Origin of the sequence: Streptomyces pyxinicus, assembly GCF_024753135.1 — a bacterium.
Classification (GTDB): domain Bacteria; phylum Actinomycetota; class Actinomycetes; order Streptomycetales; family Streptomycetaceae; genus Streptomyces; species Streptomyces pyxinicus.
This window is the reverse complement of sequence record NZ_JANUGP010000006.1, coordinates 139,340-157,085: the sequence shown is the minus strand read 5'-3', so window position 1 is coordinate 157,085 and position 17,746 is coordinate 139,340. Positions and strand designations below refer to the sequence as shown.

The following is a 17,746-nucleotide window of genomic DNA, read 5'->3' as shown; positions in this document are numbered from 1 at the left end:
TGTTTCACGTGAAACACGCCCTCTGGATCCCAAGGGGACTGTTTCACGTGAAACCGATCGATCCACGTCTTCTGCGGTACGCCCGTTCCACCCGGTTCTTCCTGGTGGCGGTCGTCGGGCTGGGTGTCTTCGGCGCCGGGCTGGTCATCGCTCAGGCGATGCTCATCGCCGAGATCGTCGTCGGCGCGTTCCAGCATGGGCAGTCGGTGACCGAGCTGCGTGCTCCCCTGGTGTTGCTGGCGGCCGTCGCCGTGGGCCGGGCGGTCGTCGCCTGGTTCACGGAACTCGCCGCCCACCGGGCGAGCGCGGCGGTGAAGTCGGAGCTGCGGGGGCGGCTTCTGGAGCGGACGGCGGCGCTCGGGCCCGGGTGGCTGAGCGGGCAGCGGACGGGATCGCTGGTCACCCTCGCCACGCGGGGCGTGGACGCGCTCGACGACTACTTCTCGCGATATCTCCCTCAGCTCGGTCTCGCGGTGGTCGTCCCGGTGGCCGTGCTGGCACGGATCGTCACCGAGGACTGGGTGTCGGCGGCGATCATCGTCGGGACACTGCCGCTCATTCCGCTCTTCATGATGCTGATCGGCTGGGCGACCCAGTCCAGGATGGACCGTCAGTGGCGGTTGCTGTCGCGGCTGTCCGGTCACTTCCTGGATGTCGTCGCCGGCCTGCCCACGCTGAAGGTGTTCGGCCGGGCCAAGGCGCAGGCCGAGTCCATCCGGCGGATCACCGGCGAGTACCGGCAGGCCACCATGCGGACCCTGCGGATCGCCTTCCTCTCCTCCTTCGCACTGGAGCTGCTGGCCACGCTGTCGGTCGCGCTGGTCGCCGTGACGATCGGCATGCGGCTGGTGCACGGGAACATGGACCTCTACATCGGTCTGGTGATCCTAGTGCTGGCACCGGAGGCGTATCTGCCGTTGCGGCAGGTGGGGGCGCAGTATCACGCGGCGGCGGAGGGACTGGCCGCGGCGGAGGAGATCTTCACCGTGCTGGAGACTCCGGTGCCGGCGTCCGGCACCGGCGCGGTGCCGGCGGGGGCGGTGGCCTTCGACGGGGTCACTGTCCGGTATCCCGGGCGGTCGGGTGATGCGGTGACCGGCGTGTCCTTCTGTGTCGAACCCGGTGAGACCGTGGCGCTGGTCGGGCCCAGCGGGGTGGGCAAGTCGACGCTGCTGAACGCGCTGCTGGGGTTCGTGCGGCCGGTCTCGGGGCGGGTGCGGATCGGCGGTGCCGATCTCGCCGGGCTCGATCTGGAGGAGTGGCGGGCGCGGGTCGCGTGGGTGCCGCAGCGGCCGCATCTCTACGCCGGGAGCGTCGCGGAGAACGTACGGCTGGCTCGTCCCGGCGCTGACGACGCGGCCGTGCGCCGGGCGCTTCGGGACGCGGGGGCGCTGGAGTTCGTGGACGCGCTGCCGGACGGGGCCGACACGGTACTCGGGGAGGACGGTGCCGGGCTGTCGGCGGGGCAGCGGCAGCGGCTCGCTCTGGCGCGGGCGTTTCTCGCGGACCGGCCGGTGTTGTTGCTCGACGAGCCGACGGCGGCGTTGGACGGGGTGACCGAGGGGGAGGTCGTCGCCGCGGTGCGCAGGCTGGCCGTGGGGCGGACGGTACTGATGGTCGTCCACCGGCCGGCCCTGCTGGAGGTTGCCGACAGGGTGGTCCGGCTGGGGGAGCCCGACAGTTGCCCGGCAGACCCTCGCCCCGCCAGGGCGCTCCGCCCCCTGGACCCCCGACTCGGTGGGCTGGAAAGCGGGCCTCGGGCGTTCGGGCTCGGCGGGCAGGATGGCGAGGTTGCGGGTGCTCGGCTCGGTGGGCACGGTGGTCGCTCTCCCGCGGTCGGACCTGAGGGGCTGGACAGTGAGCTTGACGTTGCCTGGCCTGGTGCGGCGGATGGTCAGCCGCCGGCGGTCCGGCTCGGTGGGCCGGGCGGTCGGTCGCCGCTTCTCGGGCTCGGTGGGCTGGACGGGGTGGATGGTGAGGCTGACGGTGTTCGGCTCGGAGGCCCGGCGGGGCAGGTGCCCTTGGTCGGGCTCGGTGGGCCGGCAGGCGAGGGCGAGGGTGCTCGGTCCGGCGGGCTGAAGGGTCAGGACCGGACGGCCGGACTCGGTACCCAAGCGCGGGTCGGAGGTGCCGATGGCCTGGGCGGGTTGGGTGGGTCGACCGCCCCCGGGGACGTGGAAGGGCCGGTGCGGCGGGCCGGCGTCGGCCGCCCCAAGGTGTTGCGGCGGGTTCGAGGGCTGGCCGGTGCGCGGGTCGGGCGGGTCGGGTTGGCTCTGCTGCTCGGGAGCCTGGCGCTCGGTAGTGCCGTGGGGTTGATGGCGACCTCGGGGTGGCTCATTTCCCGGGCCTCTCAGCAGCCGCCCGTGCTGTATCTCATGGTGGCCGTCACGGCCACGCGGGCGTTCGGGATCGGGCGGGCCGTGTTCCGGTATGCCGAGCGGCTGGTGTCGCACGACGCCGTGCTGCGGATGCTGGCCGACACCCGGGTCGCGGTCTACCGCCGGCTGGAGCGGCTCGCGCCCGCCGGACTGCGTGCCGCTCGCCGGGGTGACCTGCTCACCCGGCTGGTCGCGGACGTGGACGCGCTGCAGGACTACTGGCTGCGCTGGCTGCTGCCCGCCGGGGTCGCCGTGACCGTCTCCGTCGCCTCCGTCGGCTTCACGGCCTGGTTGCTGCCCGAGGCCGGGGCCGTGCTCGCGGCCGGGCTGCTGGCGGCCGGCGTCGGTGTCCCGCTGGTGGCCGCGACCGCGGCCCGGAAGACTGAGCGGCGTCTGGCGCCCGCCCGGGGCGCGCTCGCGACCCGGGTGACCGACCTGCTCACCGGCACCGCCGAACTGGCCGTCGCCGGTGCCCTGCCGGCCCGGGCGGACGCCGCCCGGCGCGCCGACGGCACCCTCACCCGCATCGCCTCCCGCGCCGCCACCGTCACCGCGCTCGGTGACGGGCTCACCGCGCTGATCTCCGGTCTGACCGTCACGGCCGCCGCGCTGTGCGGCGCCCAGGCGGTGGCCGCGGGCCGGCTCGACGGCGTGACGATGGCCGTGGTCGTCCTCACTCCGCTGGCCGCCTTCGAGGCCGTACTGGGACTGCCGCTCGCCGTGCGGTACCGGCAGCGGGTGCGGCGGAGCGCCGAGCGCGTGTACGAGGTGCTGGACGCCCCGGAACCGGTGTCCGAACCCGAGCGGCCCCGGCAGGCGCCTGTAACGCCGTTCCCGCTGGAGATCCGGCAGCTGACCGCCCGCTACGAGGGACAGCGGCGTGACGCGCTGGCCGGCTTCGCGCTCACCCTGGAGCAGGGGCGCCGGATCGCCGTCGTCGGGGCGTCCGGCTCCGGCAAGACGACCCTCGCCCAGGTGCTGCTGCGCTTCCTCGACCCGAGCGCGGGCTCGTACACACTCGCCGGGGTGGACGCGTACGCGCTGGACGGGGACGACGTACGGCGGCTGGTCGGGCTGTGCGCGCAGGACGCGCACCTCTTCGACAGCTCGGTGCGCGAGAACCTGCTGCTGGCCCGGAAGGACGCCACCGAGTCCGAGCTGCGCGACGTGCTGGCCCGGGCCCGGCTGCTGGACTGGGTGGCGGAGCTGCCGGACGGGCTGGACACGTTCGTGGGCGAGCACGGTGCCCGGCTCTCCGGGGGCCAGCGGCAGCGGCTGGCGCTGGCCCGGGCGCTGCTGGCGGACTTCCCGGTCCTGGTGCTGGACGAACCCGCCGAGCATCTGGACCTGGCGACGGCCGACGCGCTGACCGCGGATCTGCTGGCCGCCACGGAGGGCCGTACGACACTGCTGATCACCCACCGGCTGGCCGGCCTGGACGCGGTCGACGAGGTGGTCGTGCTCGACGCGGGCCGTGTCGTCCAGCGGGGGCCGTACGCCGCGCTGGTCGAGGTGGACGGGCCGCTGCGGGAGCTGGCGCTGCGGGAGGCGGAGGCCGAGTCGCTCGTGGGGGCGCGGTGAGCGGCAGCCGGTGACGGCGCTCGATTTTCTCGGGCAAAAGCGACTAATTAGTCTCGTCGCATGAGCGTCGCTCCCCCTTCCGGCTCCTCCGACTCCTCGGCGGCCGGCCCCGGGCCGCGCATGCCGCAGTTGCTGGCGGCCATGCGGTCCGTGGGCAGCGGTCTTGAGCTGCGCTCCACGCTGGACCGGATCTGCGAGACGGCCGCCGACCTGGCCGGGGCCCGGTACGCGGCGATCGGGGTGGTCGCCGAGGAGGGCGACGGGCTCGCCGAGTTCGTCTTCCACGGCGTGGACGCGGCGACCGCCCGCCGTATCGGCCGGCTCCCGGACGGCCGCAGAGGGCTGCTCGGCGCGCTCATCAGGGAACCGGAACCGGTCATGCTGGAGGATCTGGGCGAGGACCCGCGCTCCTGCGGTCTCCCCGAGCACCATCCGCCGATGCGCGGCTTCCTCGGCGTCCCCATCCGGGTGCAGGGCGAGATCTTCGGCAACCTCTATCTGGCCGGGAAACGCGGGGACGACCCCTTCGACAGCGACGATCTGGCCCTGGTCCGGGTGCTGGCCACCGAGGCGGGCATCGCGATCGGCAACGCCCGGTTGTACGAGGCGGCCAGGCAGCGAGAGCGCTGGATCGACGGATCCGTGGCCGTCACCACGGCGCTGTTGTCGGGCGGCGACGCCGACGACGCCCTTCAGGTGGTCGCGGAGCAGGCCCGCCGGCTGTCCGGGGCGGCGGCCGGGATCGTCCTGCTGCCCGCCGACGAGGGCGGTCTTGAGGTCGTCGCGGTGGCCTCCGACCTGCCGACCGGCCTGCTGGGCGCGGTCGTCCCGCCGGAGAGCCAGATCGTCGCCGAACTCCTCGACGGGCAGGCCGTTTTCGTTATGGACGCGGCCACCGACTCCCGGATGCTGACCGCGTACGCGAGCCGCTACGGGCCGACGATGATGGTGCCCCTGCAGAGTGACGGCCGGTTCCTGGGCACGCTGGTCACCCCTCGGGCGCCCGGCGCCCCGGCGTTCACCCGGGCCGAGCGGACGCTGGCGGTGCGGTTCGCCGCACAGGCGGCGCTCGCGCTGATCATGGCGGAGACCCAGCGCGACCGCGAACGGCTCGCGGTGTTCGAGGACCGTGACCGGATCGCCCGCGACCTGCACGACGTGGTCATCCAGCGGCTGTTCGCGACGGGACTGATGCTGGAGGGCGCCCAGCACCGGTCGGTGGTGCCCGAGGTGCGCGAAGGCGTCGGCAAGGCGGTGGACGAGCTGGACGTGACCATCCAGGAGATCCGTACCGCGATCTTCGCGCTGCAGCAGGGGCCCGCCCAGCCGCCGTCGGGGCTGCGCACGCGGGTGCTGCGGGAGATCAACACGGCCGCGGTGCCGCTCGGGTTCAAGCCCGCGCACCGCTTCACCGGCCCGGTGGACACCGCCGTCGGCGACCTGACCGGGAAGAACCTGATCGCGGCGCTGCGGGAGGCGCTGTCCAACGCCTTCCGGCATGCCGGGGCCACGCGTATCGAGGTCGTGGTCGACGCGACCGTCACCCTTGCCGACGGGCTGCCGGGGGTGCGGCTGACCGTCGCGGACGACGGTGTCGGCATCGCCGAGGGCGGCCGGCGCAGCGGCCTGCGCAACCTCGCGCGCCGGGCCGAGTCCCTCGGCGGGGCGAGCCGGCTGGAACCCGGCGTCGGCGAGAACGGCGGCGGGACGACGGTGGTGTGGGAGGCGCCGTACTGAGCCAGGACCGGCCGGGCCGGCGCCTGGTCTAGAGCACGGAGCGGTCGGTGAGGAGCTGTTCGATCACGACGGCCACGCCGTCGTCGTTGTTGGCGACCGTACGGCCGGACGCGGCGGCGATGACGTCGGGGTGGGCGTTGCCCATCGCGTAGGACCGGCCGGCCCAGGTCAGCATCTCGACGTCGTTGGGCATGTCGCCGAAGGCCACGACCTGCTCGTGCGAGATGCCGCGCTCGGCGCAGCACAGGGCCAGGGTGCTGGCCTTGGAGACGCCGAATCCGCTGAGTTCCAGCAGGGCGCTGGGGCTGGAGCGGGTGACGTTGGCGTGGTCGCCGACGGACAGCCGGGCCAGGGTGAGGAAGGCGTCGGGGTCCAGGGACGGGTGGTAGGCGAGGATCTTGAGCACCGGCTGGTCGGCGTCCGGGCCGTCGGGAGCGAGGAGGCGCTCGGCGGGCAGCAGGTTGTCCGGCCGCTCCATGTGCAGCTTGGGATAGTCCGGCTCCTGGTGGAAGCCGTACGTCTGCTCGACCGCGAACACCGTGCCGGGCGCCGCGTCGCGCAGCAGCCGTACGGCCGCCAGGGCGCTGTCGCGGTCCAGGTCGCGCACCTTCACGAAGCGGTGGGCGCCGGGGCCGCCGTGCAGGTCGACCACGGCGGCGCCGTTGCCGCAGATCGCCAGGCCGTGGCCGTGGACGTGCTCGCTGACCACGTCCATCCAGCGGGCCGGGCGGCCGGTGACGAAGAAGACCTCGATGCCGGCCTCCTCGGCGGCGGCGAGGGCGGCGACCGTACGCGGGGAGACCGAACTGTCGTCACGCAGCAACGTGCCGTCGAGGTCGGTGGCGATCAGCCGCGCGGGGGTGGCGGCGGCTGGGGTCCCGGGCTGTCTGGTCGCTGAGGTCACCGGGCCATTGTCACGCATATGCCAGCACGTGCGTGCGGGAGTGCGCACAGATGAGACACAGACGACTCCGCGCCGGCACCGAGCGGCCGGAATCCGACGCGTCAGCCGAGCTGGGCGGGGGCCTCCATGGCGATCCGCTCGAAGACCTTCTGGTCGGCGTCGAAGTCGGTGTCCGGGATGGGCCAGTGCACCACGATCTCGGTGAAGCCCAGCTCGCGATGGCGGCCGGCGAAGTCCACGAACGCGTCCAGGGACCGCAGCGGTCGGGTGCGGTCCGGGGTGAAGCCGGTGAGCAGGACCTTGTCCAGCTCCGCCACGTCCCGGCCGGCCGCCGCGCACGCCTCGGCCAGCTTGCCGAGCTGCCCGCGCAGCGCCTCGACGGACTGCTCCGGCGTGCCCGTCTCGTACAGCTTCGGGTCGCCGGTGGTCACCCACGCCTGCCCGTGTCGCGCGGCGAGCGCGAGGCCGCGCGGACCGGTGGCCGCCACCGCGAACGGCAGCCGGGGCCGCTGCACGCAGCCGGGTATGTTCCGCGCCTCCACCGCAGAGTAGAAGCGGCCCTCGTGCGTCACGGCGTCCTCGGTGAGCAGCCGGTCGAGCAGCGGGACGAACTCGGCGAACCGGTCGGCGCGCTCCCGCGGGCTCCACGGCTCCTGGCCGAGGGCGGTCGCGTCGAAGCCGGTGCCGCCCGCGCCGATGCCCAGGGTGATCCGGCCGCCGGACAGGTCGTCGAGGGAGATCAGCTCCTTGGCGAGCGTCACCGGGTGCCGGAAGTTCGGCGAGGTGACCAGCGTGCCGAGCCGCAGTCGCTCGGTGACGACAGCGGCGGCGGTCAGGGTCGGGAGCGCGCCGAACCACGGCCCGTCGCGGAAGCTGCGCCAGGACAGGTGGTCGTAGGTGTACGCGGTGTGGAAGCCGAGGTCCTCCGCCCGGGTCCAGGTCGAACGGCCGCCTTCGGCCCAGCGGCGGTACGGCAGGATCACGGTGCTCAGACGCAGACTCATGGGTCCGAGCGTAAGCGGCCCGGCTGAGGGCGGGCCAACGGCTTCTCGGCGATACGGGGAGTCAGCGGGCGTCGGGGAGGCAGAGGTAGCGGGGTGGCACCGCCTTGGTCAGCCAGACCCCGTTGGCGCTGACGTGGAAGACGTGGCCGTCCCGGTGCATGGCGCCGGCGTCGACAGTGAGCACCAGGGGGCGGCCGCGGCGGGCACCGACGCGGGTGGCGGTCTCGCGGTCGGCGGACAGGTGGACGTCGTGGCGGCTCATCGGCTTCAGGCCCTCGGCCCGGATCGCGTCCAGGTTCCGGGCCACGGTGCCGTGGTAGAGGTGCGGCGGCGGGGTCGCCGGCGGCAGGCCGAGGTCGACCTCGACGCTGTGGCCCTGGCCGGCGCGGATCCGCCCGTCCTCGATCACGAAGCGCTGTTTGTCGTTGGCGGCCACCACGTGGTCCAGCTCCTCGCGGGTGAACCGGAAGCCGTGGGCGGCGGCCGCGGCGATCAGCGTGTCGATCGCCGCCCAGCCGCCGGGGTCGAGCGTGAGACCGATGCGCTCCGGCTGGTGGCGCAGGTGTCGGGAGAGGTACTTCGACACCGAGACGCTGCGTCTTTCGTCCATGGGCCCAGAGTGCGGCAGAGACGCGGATCACGCAGTTCTTTTTCGCTATGAGGTTTGGTCCACAGCCAAGTGCATTTATCCACAGGTGAATTGGAGAAACTGTGGACAAGTGACCGAGATATTCACCCCGTTCGTCAAGTCCTGTGCGTACAAGTCAGAATGATGCAACGACGCGCCTCAGCAAAGGCGTTCGCGCAGATGGCGTGTGGTCAAGGCGAACTCCCTCACAGTTTCGGCTCCACTCGTGCGATCCGCCGCAACGCACCCGGCAGGAAACGGGACATGAGGTGCGCACCACGTGCCTCGGGAGTCACCGGGACCACCGCCTTGTCGCGCACCACGGCGTCCAGGACGGCCGTCGCCACCTTCTCCGGCGGGTAGTTGCGCAGTCCGTACAGGCGGGCGGAGTTCTTCTGGCGGCGCTTCTCCTCCGCCTCGTCGGCACCCGCGAAGCGTGCCGTGGAGGTGATGTTCGTGTTGACGATGCCGGGGCAGATCGCCGTAACCCCGATGGATCGCGCGGCCAGTTCGGCGCGCAGGCACTCGGAGAGCATCAGGACCGCGGCCTTGGAGGTGCTGTAGGCGGGCAGGGCACGGGAGGGCTGGAAGGCCGCCGCCGAGGCGATGTTGACGATGTGGCCGCCCTGCCCCCGCTCGGCCATCCGCGCGCCGAAGAGCCGGCAGCCGTGGATGACACCCCAGAGGTTGACGTCCAGGACCTTGCGCCAATCCTCGCTGGTGGTGGCGAAGAAGGAGCCCGAGAGGCCGATGCCGGCGTTGTTGACCAGCACGTCCAGCACGCCGTACTCGCGGTGGACCCGCTCGGCGAGCTTCTCCATGGCCTGCTCGTCGGAGACGTCGGCCGTCTCGGCCCACGCCTGCGGCGCGCCGGCCAGCCGGGACAACTCGGCGGTGCGCGCGGCGGCTTCCGCGTCGCGGTCGACGGCGATCACGCGCGCGCCCGCCTCCGCGAACGCGAACGCCGTCGCCCGGCCGATCCCGCTGCCCGCGCCGGTGATCAGCACCAACTGCCCGCCGAACCACTCGGCATGGCGGCCGGTGGCCTGCGGGCCGGGCCGGCCGCCTTCCACGGACCTGACGAACTCCTCGATCCAGGCGCTCAGTCGGTCGGGCCGGGTGCGCGGTACCCAGTGCTTGGCCGGGATGGTGCGCCGGGTGAGCCGCGGCACCCAGCGGTCCAGGTCGTCGTAGAGCCGCTCGGAGAGGAACGCGTCGCCCTCGGGCGTGATGAGCTGCACCGGCGCGTGCGCGTACGCGTCGGGGCGGGGCCGGCGCAGCCGGGCGCGGACGTTGTCCCGGTACAGCCAGGCGCCGTGCGCGGCGTCGGAGCGCAGGGAGGCGGTCGGGTAGTCGCCGCCGGGCACCTTCTCGACCCGCTTCAGGATCCCCGGCCAGCGCTTGCCGAGCGGGCCGCGCCAGGCCAGCTCGGGCAGGGCGGGCGTGTGCAGCAGGTACACGTACCAGGACTTGGCGCCCTGGCCGAGCAGTTGACCCACCCGGCGCGGGGTCGGACGCTTCACGCGCGCGTCGATCCAGTGGCCGAAGTGGTCCAGGGACGGCCCGGAGATCGAGGTGAAGGAGGCGATACGGCCCTCCGCGCGGCCCGTCGTGACGAACTCCCAGGACTGCACCGATCCCCAGTCGTGGCCGACCAGGTGCACCGGGCGGTCCGGGCTGACCGCGTCCACGACGGCCAGGAAGTCGTCCGTGAGCTTGGCGAGCGTGAAGCCGCCGCGCAGTGGTGCGGGCGCCGTGGAGCGGCCGTGGCCGCGGACGTCGTAGAGGACCACGTGGAAGCGGTCCGCCAGGCGCGCGGCGACCTCGGACCACACCTCCTTGCTGTCCGGGTAGCCGTGCACCAGCACCACCGTCGGCTGCTCCGGGTCGCCCAGCTCGGCCACGCACAGCTCGATGCCGCCGGTCCTGACGAAGCGCTCGCGCGCACCTTCCAGGGTCACTTGTCCTCCGCCCAGCGCCGCACGTGCGGCAGATCGTCGTCCAGCCAGAACGCGCTCTCCCCGGGGTCCCGGGAGTCGGTGACCACGAGGATCTCCTCGAACTTCGCGCCCGTGCCGCGGAAGCCGAGGTGGGGTTCGACCGCCCACAGGCCCGGCCGCGGCGGGTGGTCCGAGAAGCGGTACGGCGACCACAGCGGCGACCAGCCCTCGCGGTGGCCGTGCAGCGCGTCGGCGGCCAAGCCCTTCAGGGACTGCGTGCCGAACCCGAAGAGGTGCGGTGACCAGCGGCGCTGCTTCACCCGGTCCACCTTGTGGGCGATGACGCCGAAGGGATAGGCGCGGTGCCGGTTGGCGTAGCCCTGGCGGACCATGAGCCGGTCCACGTCCTCGTAGATCTCCCGCAGCGGGCGCCGCTCGCGCACCTCGCGCAGGATCAGCTCCCGGTGCGCCTCCAGGTCGGCCAGCAGCCGGTCCTGCACCGGGTTCACGCCGAGCGAGCCCGAGTAGCCGATGTCCGCCGTGTATCCCTCGTACACCGGGGCCATGTCCAGGATGAACGGCATCCCGGGCTCCAGGGCACGGTCGGTCGGGAAGAACTGCAGGGGGACGCGGAAGCCCGTGAACGCCGTGCGGTCCCCGAACCAGGCGAAGGGCAGGTGGAACCAGTCCCGCACCCCGCGCTCGCGCAGCCAGGCGCGCTGCATCCGTGCCGCCTCGCGCTCGGTCACGCCCGGCTCCAGCCGTGCCGCGACCGCCTCCGCGCACTCGTAGGCGAGGCGCTGCACCCGCCTGAACCCCGCCCATTCCACGGAGAGTTCGCTGCCCACTGCCGTCGTCATGCCGCCCCGTCCCGTCGTGCCGCCGGCCTCTCGCGCCGACTGCGGTACGCGTCCGTAACTTGACACCGGTGAATGTGGCAGTTGTTAGAGGTGGCGTCAATAGGCGGGTCGCGGGCTGTGGACAACTCGCGGTGACTCCTTACGGGGAGTGACCCTTAAGGCCCCGTAATACCTGGGACTGATGCGAAGACGGCTCTGAGGTCTGACGACGGGCGTGGTCCGGATCACTACCGTCGTACCCGTGACTGTGATCGCGACCGAAAGCCTGAGCAAGCGGTTCCCCCGGGTGACCGCTCTCGACCGGCTGTCCGTGGACATCGGACCCGGTGTGACGGGACTGGTCGGAGCCAACGGCGCCGGCAAGTCCACCCTGATCAAGATCCTGCTGGGTCTGTCCCCCGCCACGGAGGGCCGCGCCGAGGTGCTCGGCCTCGACGTCGCCACCAAGGGCGCCGCCATCCGCGAGCGCGTGGGGTACATGCCGGAGCACGACTGCCTGCCGCCCGACGTCTCGGCCACCGAGTTCGTCGTGCACATGGCCCGCATGTCCGGGCTGCCGCCGGCCGCCGCCCGCGAGCGCACCGCGGACACCCTGCGCCACGTCGGTCTGTACGAGGAGCGCTACCGCCCCATCGGGGGCTACTCCACCGGCATGAAGCAGCGCGTGAAGCTGGCCCAGGCCCTGGTGCACGACCCGAAGCTGGTCTTCCTCGACGAGCCGACCAACGGCCTCGACCCGGTCGGCCGCGACGAGATGCTCGGCCTGATCCGCCGCGTCCACACCGACTTCGGCATCTCCGTCCTGGTCACCTCCCACCTGCTCGGCGAGCTGGAGCGCACCTGCGACCACGTCGTCGTCGTCGACGGCGGCAAGCTGCTGCGCTCCAGCTCCACCACCGACTTCACGCAGAACACGACGACCCTCGCGATCGAGGTCACCGACAGCGACACCCACCCCGACGGCACCCGCGCGGTCCGCGAGGCGCTCCGCGCGCGCGGGCTCGACACCCACGCCGAGGCGGGCGGTCTGCCCGGCGCCGGACACATCCTGCTGCTGACCGCCACGGGCGACGAGACCTACGACCTGGTCCGGGACGTGGTGGCCGACCTCGGCCTCGGCCTGGTGCGCATGGAGCAGCGCCGGCACCACATCTCCGAGGTGTTCACCAGCAGCGACGAGCAGCGGAAGGAGGCCGTCGGCCATGGCGGCTGAACAGCCCACGCCGGTGATGGCCGGCGCCGACCAGTCCCGCATCCACGACATCGGCTACCGCGGCTACGACGGCCCCCGTCTCGGCCGCGCCTACGCCCGCCGCTCGCTGTACTCGCAGTCCCTGCGCGGCTCCTACGGCCTCGGCCGCTCGGCCAAGTCCAAGGTGCTGCCGATGCTGCTGTTCGCGGTGATGTGCGTGCCCGCCGCCATCATGGTGGCCGTCGCCGTCGCCACCAAGGCGCACGAACTGCCGGTGCACTACACCCGGTACGCGATCATCATGCAGGCCGTCATCAGCCTGTTCCTCGCCTCGCAGGCACCCCAGTCCGTCTCCCGCGACCTGCGCTTCAAGACGGTGCCGCTGTACTTCTCGCGGCCCATCGAGACGGCCGACTACGCCCGCGCCAAGTTCGCCGCGCTCGCCTCCGCCCTGTTCCTGCTCACCGGCGTCCCGCTGCTGGTGCTGTACGTGGGCGCGCTGCTCGCCAAGATGGGCTTCGCCCACCAGACGAAGGAGTTCGCCCAGGGACTGGTCTCCGTGGCCCTGCTCTCGCTGCTCTTCGCCGGCCTCGGCCTGGTCATCGCCGCCGTCACCCCGCGCCGCGGCTTCGGCATCGCCGCCGTGATCGCCGTGATGACCATCTCCTACGGCGCGGTCTCCACCCTCCAGGCCATCGCCGACACCCAGGGCAGCAGCGGCGCCGTCCCGTGGATCGGCCTGTTCTCGCCGGTCACGCTGATCGACGGCGTGCAGTCCGCCTTCCTCGGCGGCAGCTCCGCCTTCCCCGGCGGGGTCGGACCGTCCACCGGCGAGGGAGTGGTCTACGCCGTCGTCGTCCTCGGCCTGATCGCCGCCTGCTACGGCCTGCTGGTCCGCCGCTACCGGAAGGTGGGCCTGTGACCACGCCCCGCCCGACGTCCGCCACCACCCTGCCAAGGAATGGGCCGCGCCCGTGAGCACTCTCACCATCGACCACGTCTCCCGCTGGTTCGGCAACGTGGTCGCCGTCAACGACATCACCATGACCATCGGCCCCGGCGTCACCGGCCTGCTCGGCCCCAACGGCGCCGGAAAGTCGACCCTGATCAACATGATGGGTGGCTTCCTCGCGCCCTCCACCGGCACGGTCACCCTGGACGGGCAGCCGGTCTGGCGCAACGAGGCCATCTACCGGCACATCGGCATCGTCCCCGAGCGGGAGGCGATGTACGACTTCCTCACCGGCCGCGAATTCGTCGTCGCCAACGCCGAACTGCACGGCCTCGGTGCCAAGGCGGCCCAACGCGCCCTCGCCACCGTGGAGATGGAGTACGCGCAGGACCGGAAGATCGCCACGTACTCCAAGGGCATGCGCCAGCGGGTGAAGATGGCCAGCGCCCTGGTGCACGACCCCTCGCTGCTCCTGTTGGACGAGCCGTTCAACGGCATGGACCCGCGCCAGCGCATGCAACTGATGGACCTGCTGCGGACGATGGGCGACGAGGGCCGCACGGTGCTGTTCTCCTCGCACATCCTCGAAGAGGTCGAGCAGCTCGCCCGGCACATCGAGGTCGTCGTCGCCGGACGGCACGCGGCCAGCGGCGACTTCCGCAAGATCCGCCGCCTGATGACCGACCGCCCGCACCGCTACCTGGTCCGCTCCAGTGACGACCGCGCCCTCGCGGCGGCGCTGATCGCCGACCCGTCCACGGCCGGGATCGAGGTCGACCGGACCGAGGGCGCGCTGCGCGTCCAGGCCGTCGACTTCGGCCGCTTCACCGCCCTGCTGCCGAAGGTCGCCCGCGACCACGGCATCCGGCTGCTCACGGTCTCGCCGTCCGACGAGTCCCTGGAGTCCGTCTTCTCTTATCTGGTCGCGGCGTAGGAGGCCGAAGATGTACGACCCCACCGTCGCCCGGCTCACCTATCGAGCCCTGCTCGGCCGTCGCCGGGCCCTCATCCTCGGCGCGCTGCCGCTGCTGCTGATCGTGATCTCCGTGGCCGTACGCGGCCTGACCGGCGCCGACGACCAGACGGCCGCCGACGTCCTCGGCGGCTTCGCGCTCGCCACCATGGTGCCGATCATCGGCGTCATCGCGGGCACGGGCGCGATCGGCCCGGAGATCGACGACGGCTCCGTCGTCTACCTGCTGTCCAAGCCGATCAAACGGCCGACGATCATCCTCACCAAGCTGATCGTCGCGATCGGCGTGACCATGGTCTTCTCGGCGGTGCCGACCCTGATCGCGGGCCTGATCCTGAACGGCAACGGCCAGCAGATCGCCGTCGCCTACACGGTCGCCGCGCTGATCTCCTCCATCGCCTACTCGGCGCTGTTCCTGCTGCTGGGCACCGTCTCCCGGCACGCGGTGGTCTTCGGACTGGTCTACGCGCTGGTGTGGGAGGCGCTGTTCGGCTCCCTGGTGCCGGGTGCGCGCACGCTCAGCGTCCAGCAGTGGTCGCTGGCCGTTGCCCACAAGCTGGCCGGCGGTGATCTGGTCACCTCCGAGGTCGGGCTGCCGACGGCCACGGTGCTGCTGGTCGCGGTCACCGTCCTGGCCACCTGGTACGCCGGGCAGAAGCTGCGGTCGCTGACGCTGGCGGGCGAGGAGTAGACCGCCGGAGGCCTTCACGGGGACTTCATCCGCGTCCGGGCACACTGGGCGCAGGCGGAGGGACGGCCGAGAGGCCGGGCACGACTGGGAGGCCACGGATGGCTGACGGAACACCGCGGCACGAGGAGCCGGAGCGCTTCGGGGGCGAGGCCTGGGACGACACCGTCCTGGACGAGGCCTTCGTGCGCGCCGCCGGGGTCTCCGAGCCGTCGGCGCGGGCCAGGATGCTGGCCGCGCGGTGGCGGACAGAGGCGCCGGAGCCGGAGCCGTGGCGCTCCGACGAGCCGCCGGCCGGCTGGTTCTTCAGCCGGGCCCGGCGGCGCAGATGGCGTCGGGGTTAGCGCCGCGCTCCGTGGACCGGTGACGGGTGCGGCGCGTTACGCCAGCAGCCGTTCCAGGACGACCGCGATGCCGTCCTCCTCGTGGGAGAGGGTGACCTCGTCGGCGATCGCGCGGAGTTCCGGGTGGGCGTCGGCCATGGCCACACCGTGGGCGGCCCACGCGAACATCGGGATGTCGTTCGGCATGTCGCCGAAGGCGATCGTGTCCGCGGCCTTCATGCCCAGCCGGCGCGCGGCGAGGGAGAGCCCGGTGGCCTTGGACAGGCCGAGCGGCAGCAGTTCCACGATGCCCGCGCCGGCCATCGCCACCGAGACGAACCCGCCGGCGGCCTGTCGGGCGGCCTCCGCCAGCTCGTCGTCACCGAGCGTCGGATGCTGGATGTAGATCTTGTTGAGCGGGGCGGACCAGAGGTCGGCCGCGTCCGTGAACGGAGTGGCGGGCAGCGGGCCGCCGACCGCGTACCCGGGGCCGACCAGCACCTCGCCGTCCAGGCCGTCCCGGCTCGCCGCCAGGTAGAGCGGGCCCACCTCGGCCTCGATCTTGGCCAGGGCCACCCCCGCCAGCTGCCGGTCCAGGGTCACGGAGGTCAGCAGGCGGTGGGCGCCGGCGTCGTACACCTGCGCGCCCTGGCCGCAGACGGCGAGGCCGTCGTAGCCGAGGTCGTCCAGGATGTGCCGGGTCCAGGGCACGGCCCGGCCGGTGACGACGATGTGGGCCGCGCCCGCCGCGGTGGCCGCGGCGAGCGCGTCACGGGTCCGCGGGGAGATCGACTCGTCGGAGCGCAGCAGCGTCCCGTCGAGGTCGGTGGCGACCAGCCCGTACGGGAAGCTCACCGGGACACCGGCTCCAGGACCTCCCGGCCGCCCAGATACGGCCGCAGGACCTCCGGCACCCGGACCGAACCGTCGGCCAGCTGGTGGTTCTCCAGGATCGCCACGATGGTGCGCGGTACGGCGCACAGCGTGCCGTTCAGCGTGGCGAGCGGCTTGACCTGCTTGCCGTCGCGGACCCGGATGGACAGCCGGCGCGACTGGAACTCGGTGCAGTCCGAGGTCGAGGTCAGCTCGCGGTACTTGCCCTGGGTCGGGATCCACGCCTCGCAGTCGTACTTGCGGGCGGCCGAGGAGCCGAGGTCACCGGAGGCCACGTCGATCACGCGGAACGGCAGCTCCAGCGAGGTCAGCCACTGCTTCTCCCACTCCAGCAGGCGCTGGTGCTCGGCCTGGGAGTCGTCGGGGGCGACGTACGAGAACATCTCGACCTTGTCGAACTGGTGCACGCGGAAGATGCCCCGGGTGTCCTTGCCGTGCGAGCCGGCCTCGCGGCGGAAGCAGGGCGAGAAGCCCGCGTACCGCAGCGGCAGCCGGTCGGCGTCGATGATCTCGTCCATGTGGTAGGCCGCGAGCGGGACCTCGGAGGTGCCGACCAGGTACAGGTCGTCCTTGTCGAGGTGGTAGACGTCCTGGGCGGCCTGGCCGAGGAAGCCGGTGCCCGCCATGGACTGCGGGCGGACCAGCGCCGGGGTCAGCATCGGCGTGAAGCCGGCCGCGCTGGCCTGGGCGATCGCGGCGTTCACCAGGGCCAGTTCCAGCAGGGCGCCGACACCGGTGAGGAAGTAGAAGCGGGAGCCGGAGACCTTGGCGCCGCGCTCGACGTCGATGGCGCCCAGCAGCTGGCCCAGCTCCAGGTGGTCCTTGGGCACGAAGCCCTCGGCACCGAAGTCGCGGATCGTGCCGTGCGTCTCCAGCTGGACGAAGTCCTCCTCGCCGCCGACGGGCACGTCGGGGTGGACGAGGTTGCCGAGCCGGAGCAGGAGCTGCTGGGTCTCGGCGTCGGCCGCGTCGCGCTCGGCGTCGGCGGACTTGACGTCGGCCTTCAACTGCTCGGCACGCTTGAGCAGCTCGGCCTTGTCGTCGGCGGAGGCCTTGGGGATCAGCTTCCCGAGCTGCTTCTGCTCGGCGCGCAGTTCGTCGAAGCGGACGCCGGAGGACCTGCGCCGCTCGTCGGCAGACAGGAGAGCGTCGACGAGCGCGACGTCCTCTCCACGGGCGCGCTGGGACGCGCGCACACGGTCGGGGTCCTCACGGAGCAGGCGAAGGTCAATCACGGGGCCAAGGCTACCGGTGCGGGGTTGCCGGTCACGAATCACTATTCCGGCGCGTCCGCATTCACGGCTTACGTTCCGTAATGCGGCAATTGCCTTGCGTGTCAAGGAAAAGTGTCTCATTCCCTGGGACGGGGCAGCTCCCGGCCGTCGGGTTGACCGGATTCCCTTGTGCGAGACGGGACTTGGCGGGTCGGTTGTCCACAGGAATCCCGGCCCGGCGACGAGTTATCCACAGGGTGTGGGGAAGATCTGTGGACCGCGGAATTGATCACTCCACACGGCGGGGACGAACGGAACAATTCCCTGGGCAAACGTCGCCGACACCCACTTTCGGGTGGAAAGGGGTCGCCCCAAAAGATGAACCACAGGAAACGGATGGACGAAGGGTGACCCAGGGGACGGTGGCCCGGTCTGGGGGCTGTAGGCCGATTTGTCGACCGAGTCGCGCTCGCTTGTC

Annotated in this window: 14 protein-coding genes; 7 read left to right on the top strand and 7 right to left on the bottom strand. The window is 72.3% G+C overall.

Going from position 1 to position 17,746, the window contains the following annotated elements:
• Positions 1–47 precede the first annotated feature (47 nt).
• Positions 48–3,959 (top strand): thiol reductant ABC exporter subunit CydD, encoded by a 3,912-nt coding sequence (cydD, locus tag NX794_RS10595; protein ID WP_258778073.1) that lies wholly within the window; start codon positions 48–50, stop codon positions 3,957–3,959.
• A 60-nt stretch (positions 3,960–4,019) separates the two neighbouring features.
• On the top strand, positions 4,020–5,696 hold the full coding sequence (locus tag NX794_RS10590; protein ID WP_258778072.1) for a sensor histidine kinase: 1,677 nt from the start codon (positions 4,020–4,022) through the stop codon (positions 5,694–5,696).
• 28 nt (positions 5,697–5,724) lie between these two features.
• Here the strand turns inward: NX794_RS10590 and NX794_RS10585 are convergent, their stop codons facing one another.
• From NX794_RS10585 to NX794_RS10565, 5 genes are all read right to left on the bottom strand, one after another.
• A complete protein-coding gene (locus NX794_RS10585; RefSeq protein ID WP_258778071.1) occupies positions 5,725–6,618 on the bottom strand; it encodes a Cof-type HAD-IIB family hydrolase in 894 nt (297 codons plus the stop codon).
• A gap of 83 nt (positions 6,619–6,701) precedes the next feature.
• Entirely contained in the window at positions 6,702–7,604 is a 903-nt protein-coding gene (locus tag NX794_RS10580) for an LLM class flavin-dependent oxidoreductase (protein WP_258778070.1), read from the bottom strand.
• A 61-nt stretch (positions 7,605–7,665) separates the two neighbouring features.
• Positions 7,666–8,214, bottom strand: coding sequence for an RNA 2'-phosphotransferase (locus tag NX794_RS10575; protein WP_258778069.1), 549 nt, complete (start codon positions 8,212–8,214; stop codon positions 7,666–7,668).
• A 224-nt stretch (positions 8,215–8,438) separates the two neighbouring features.
• Complete coding sequence (locus NX794_RS10570; protein WP_258778068.1) at positions 8,439–10,193, bottom strand: SDR family oxidoreductase; 1,755 nt, start codon at positions 10,191–10,193, stop codon at positions 8,439–8,441.
• Positions 10,190–11,032, bottom strand: a complete 843-nt coding sequence (locus tag NX794_RS10565) for a M24 family metallopeptidase (protein WP_258778067.1) — start codon at positions 11,030–11,032, stop codon at positions 10,190–10,192. The genes NX794_RS10570 and NX794_RS10565 overlap by 4 nt, the downstream gene beginning before the upstream one ends.
• 247 nt (positions 11,033–11,279) lie before the next feature.
• Here NX794_RS10565 and NX794_RS10560 point away from each other — a divergent pair, with 247 nt between their 5' ends.
• The 5 genes from NX794_RS10560 (at position 11,280) to NX794_RS10540 (ending at position 15,181) form a co-directional block, all read left to right on the top strand.
• Positions 11,280–12,245 (top strand): ABC transporter ATP-binding protein, encoded by a 966-nt coding sequence (locus tag NX794_RS10560; RefSeq protein WP_258778250.1) that lies wholly within the window; start codon positions 11,280–11,282, stop codon positions 12,243–12,245.
• The gene (locus NX794_RS10555; RefSeq protein WP_258778066.1) at positions 12,235–13,146 is read left to right on the top strand and encodes an ABC transporter permease; all 912 of its coding nucleotides are present in this window, start codon (positions 12,235–12,237) and stop codon (positions 13,144–13,146) included. The genes NX794_RS10560 and NX794_RS10555 overlap by 11 nt, the downstream gene beginning before the upstream one ends.
• Before the next feature lie 52 nt (positions 13,147–13,198).
• Complete coding sequence (locus NX794_RS10550) at positions 13,199–14,110, top strand: ABC transporter ATP-binding protein (RefSeq protein ID WP_258778065.1); 912 nt, start codon at positions 13,199–13,201, stop codon at positions 14,108–14,110.
• A 10-nt stretch (positions 14,111–14,120) separates the two neighbouring features.
• Positions 14,121–14,840 (top strand): ABC transporter permease, encoded by a 720-nt coding sequence (locus tag NX794_RS10545; RefSeq protein ID WP_258778064.1) that lies wholly within the window; start codon positions 14,121–14,123, stop codon positions 14,838–14,840.
• A 98-nt stretch (positions 14,841–14,938) separates the two neighbouring features.
• Complete coding sequence (locus NX794_RS10540; RefSeq protein ID WP_258778063.1) at positions 14,939–15,181, top strand: SGM_3592 family protein; 243 nt, start codon at positions 14,939–14,941, stop codon at positions 15,179–15,181.
• Positions 15,182–15,217: 36 nt separating this feature from the next.
• Here NX794_RS10540 and NX794_RS10535 read toward each other — a convergent pair whose 3' ends face one another.
• Together NX794_RS10535 and serS are read right to left on the bottom strand one after the other, a co-directional pair.
• Positions 15,218–16,015 (bottom strand): HAD family hydrolase, encoded by a 798-nt coding sequence (locus tag NX794_RS10535; protein ID WP_258778061.1) that lies wholly within the window; start codon positions 16,013–16,015, stop codon positions 15,218–15,220.
• A complete protein-coding gene (gene serS, locus NX794_RS10530) occupies positions 16,012–17,289 on the bottom strand; it encodes a serine--tRNA ligase (protein ID WP_258778060.1) in 1,278 nt (425 codons plus the stop codon). The genes NX794_RS10535 and serS overlap by 4 nt, the downstream gene beginning before the upstream one ends.
• Positions 17,290–17,746 lie beyond the last annotated feature (457 nt).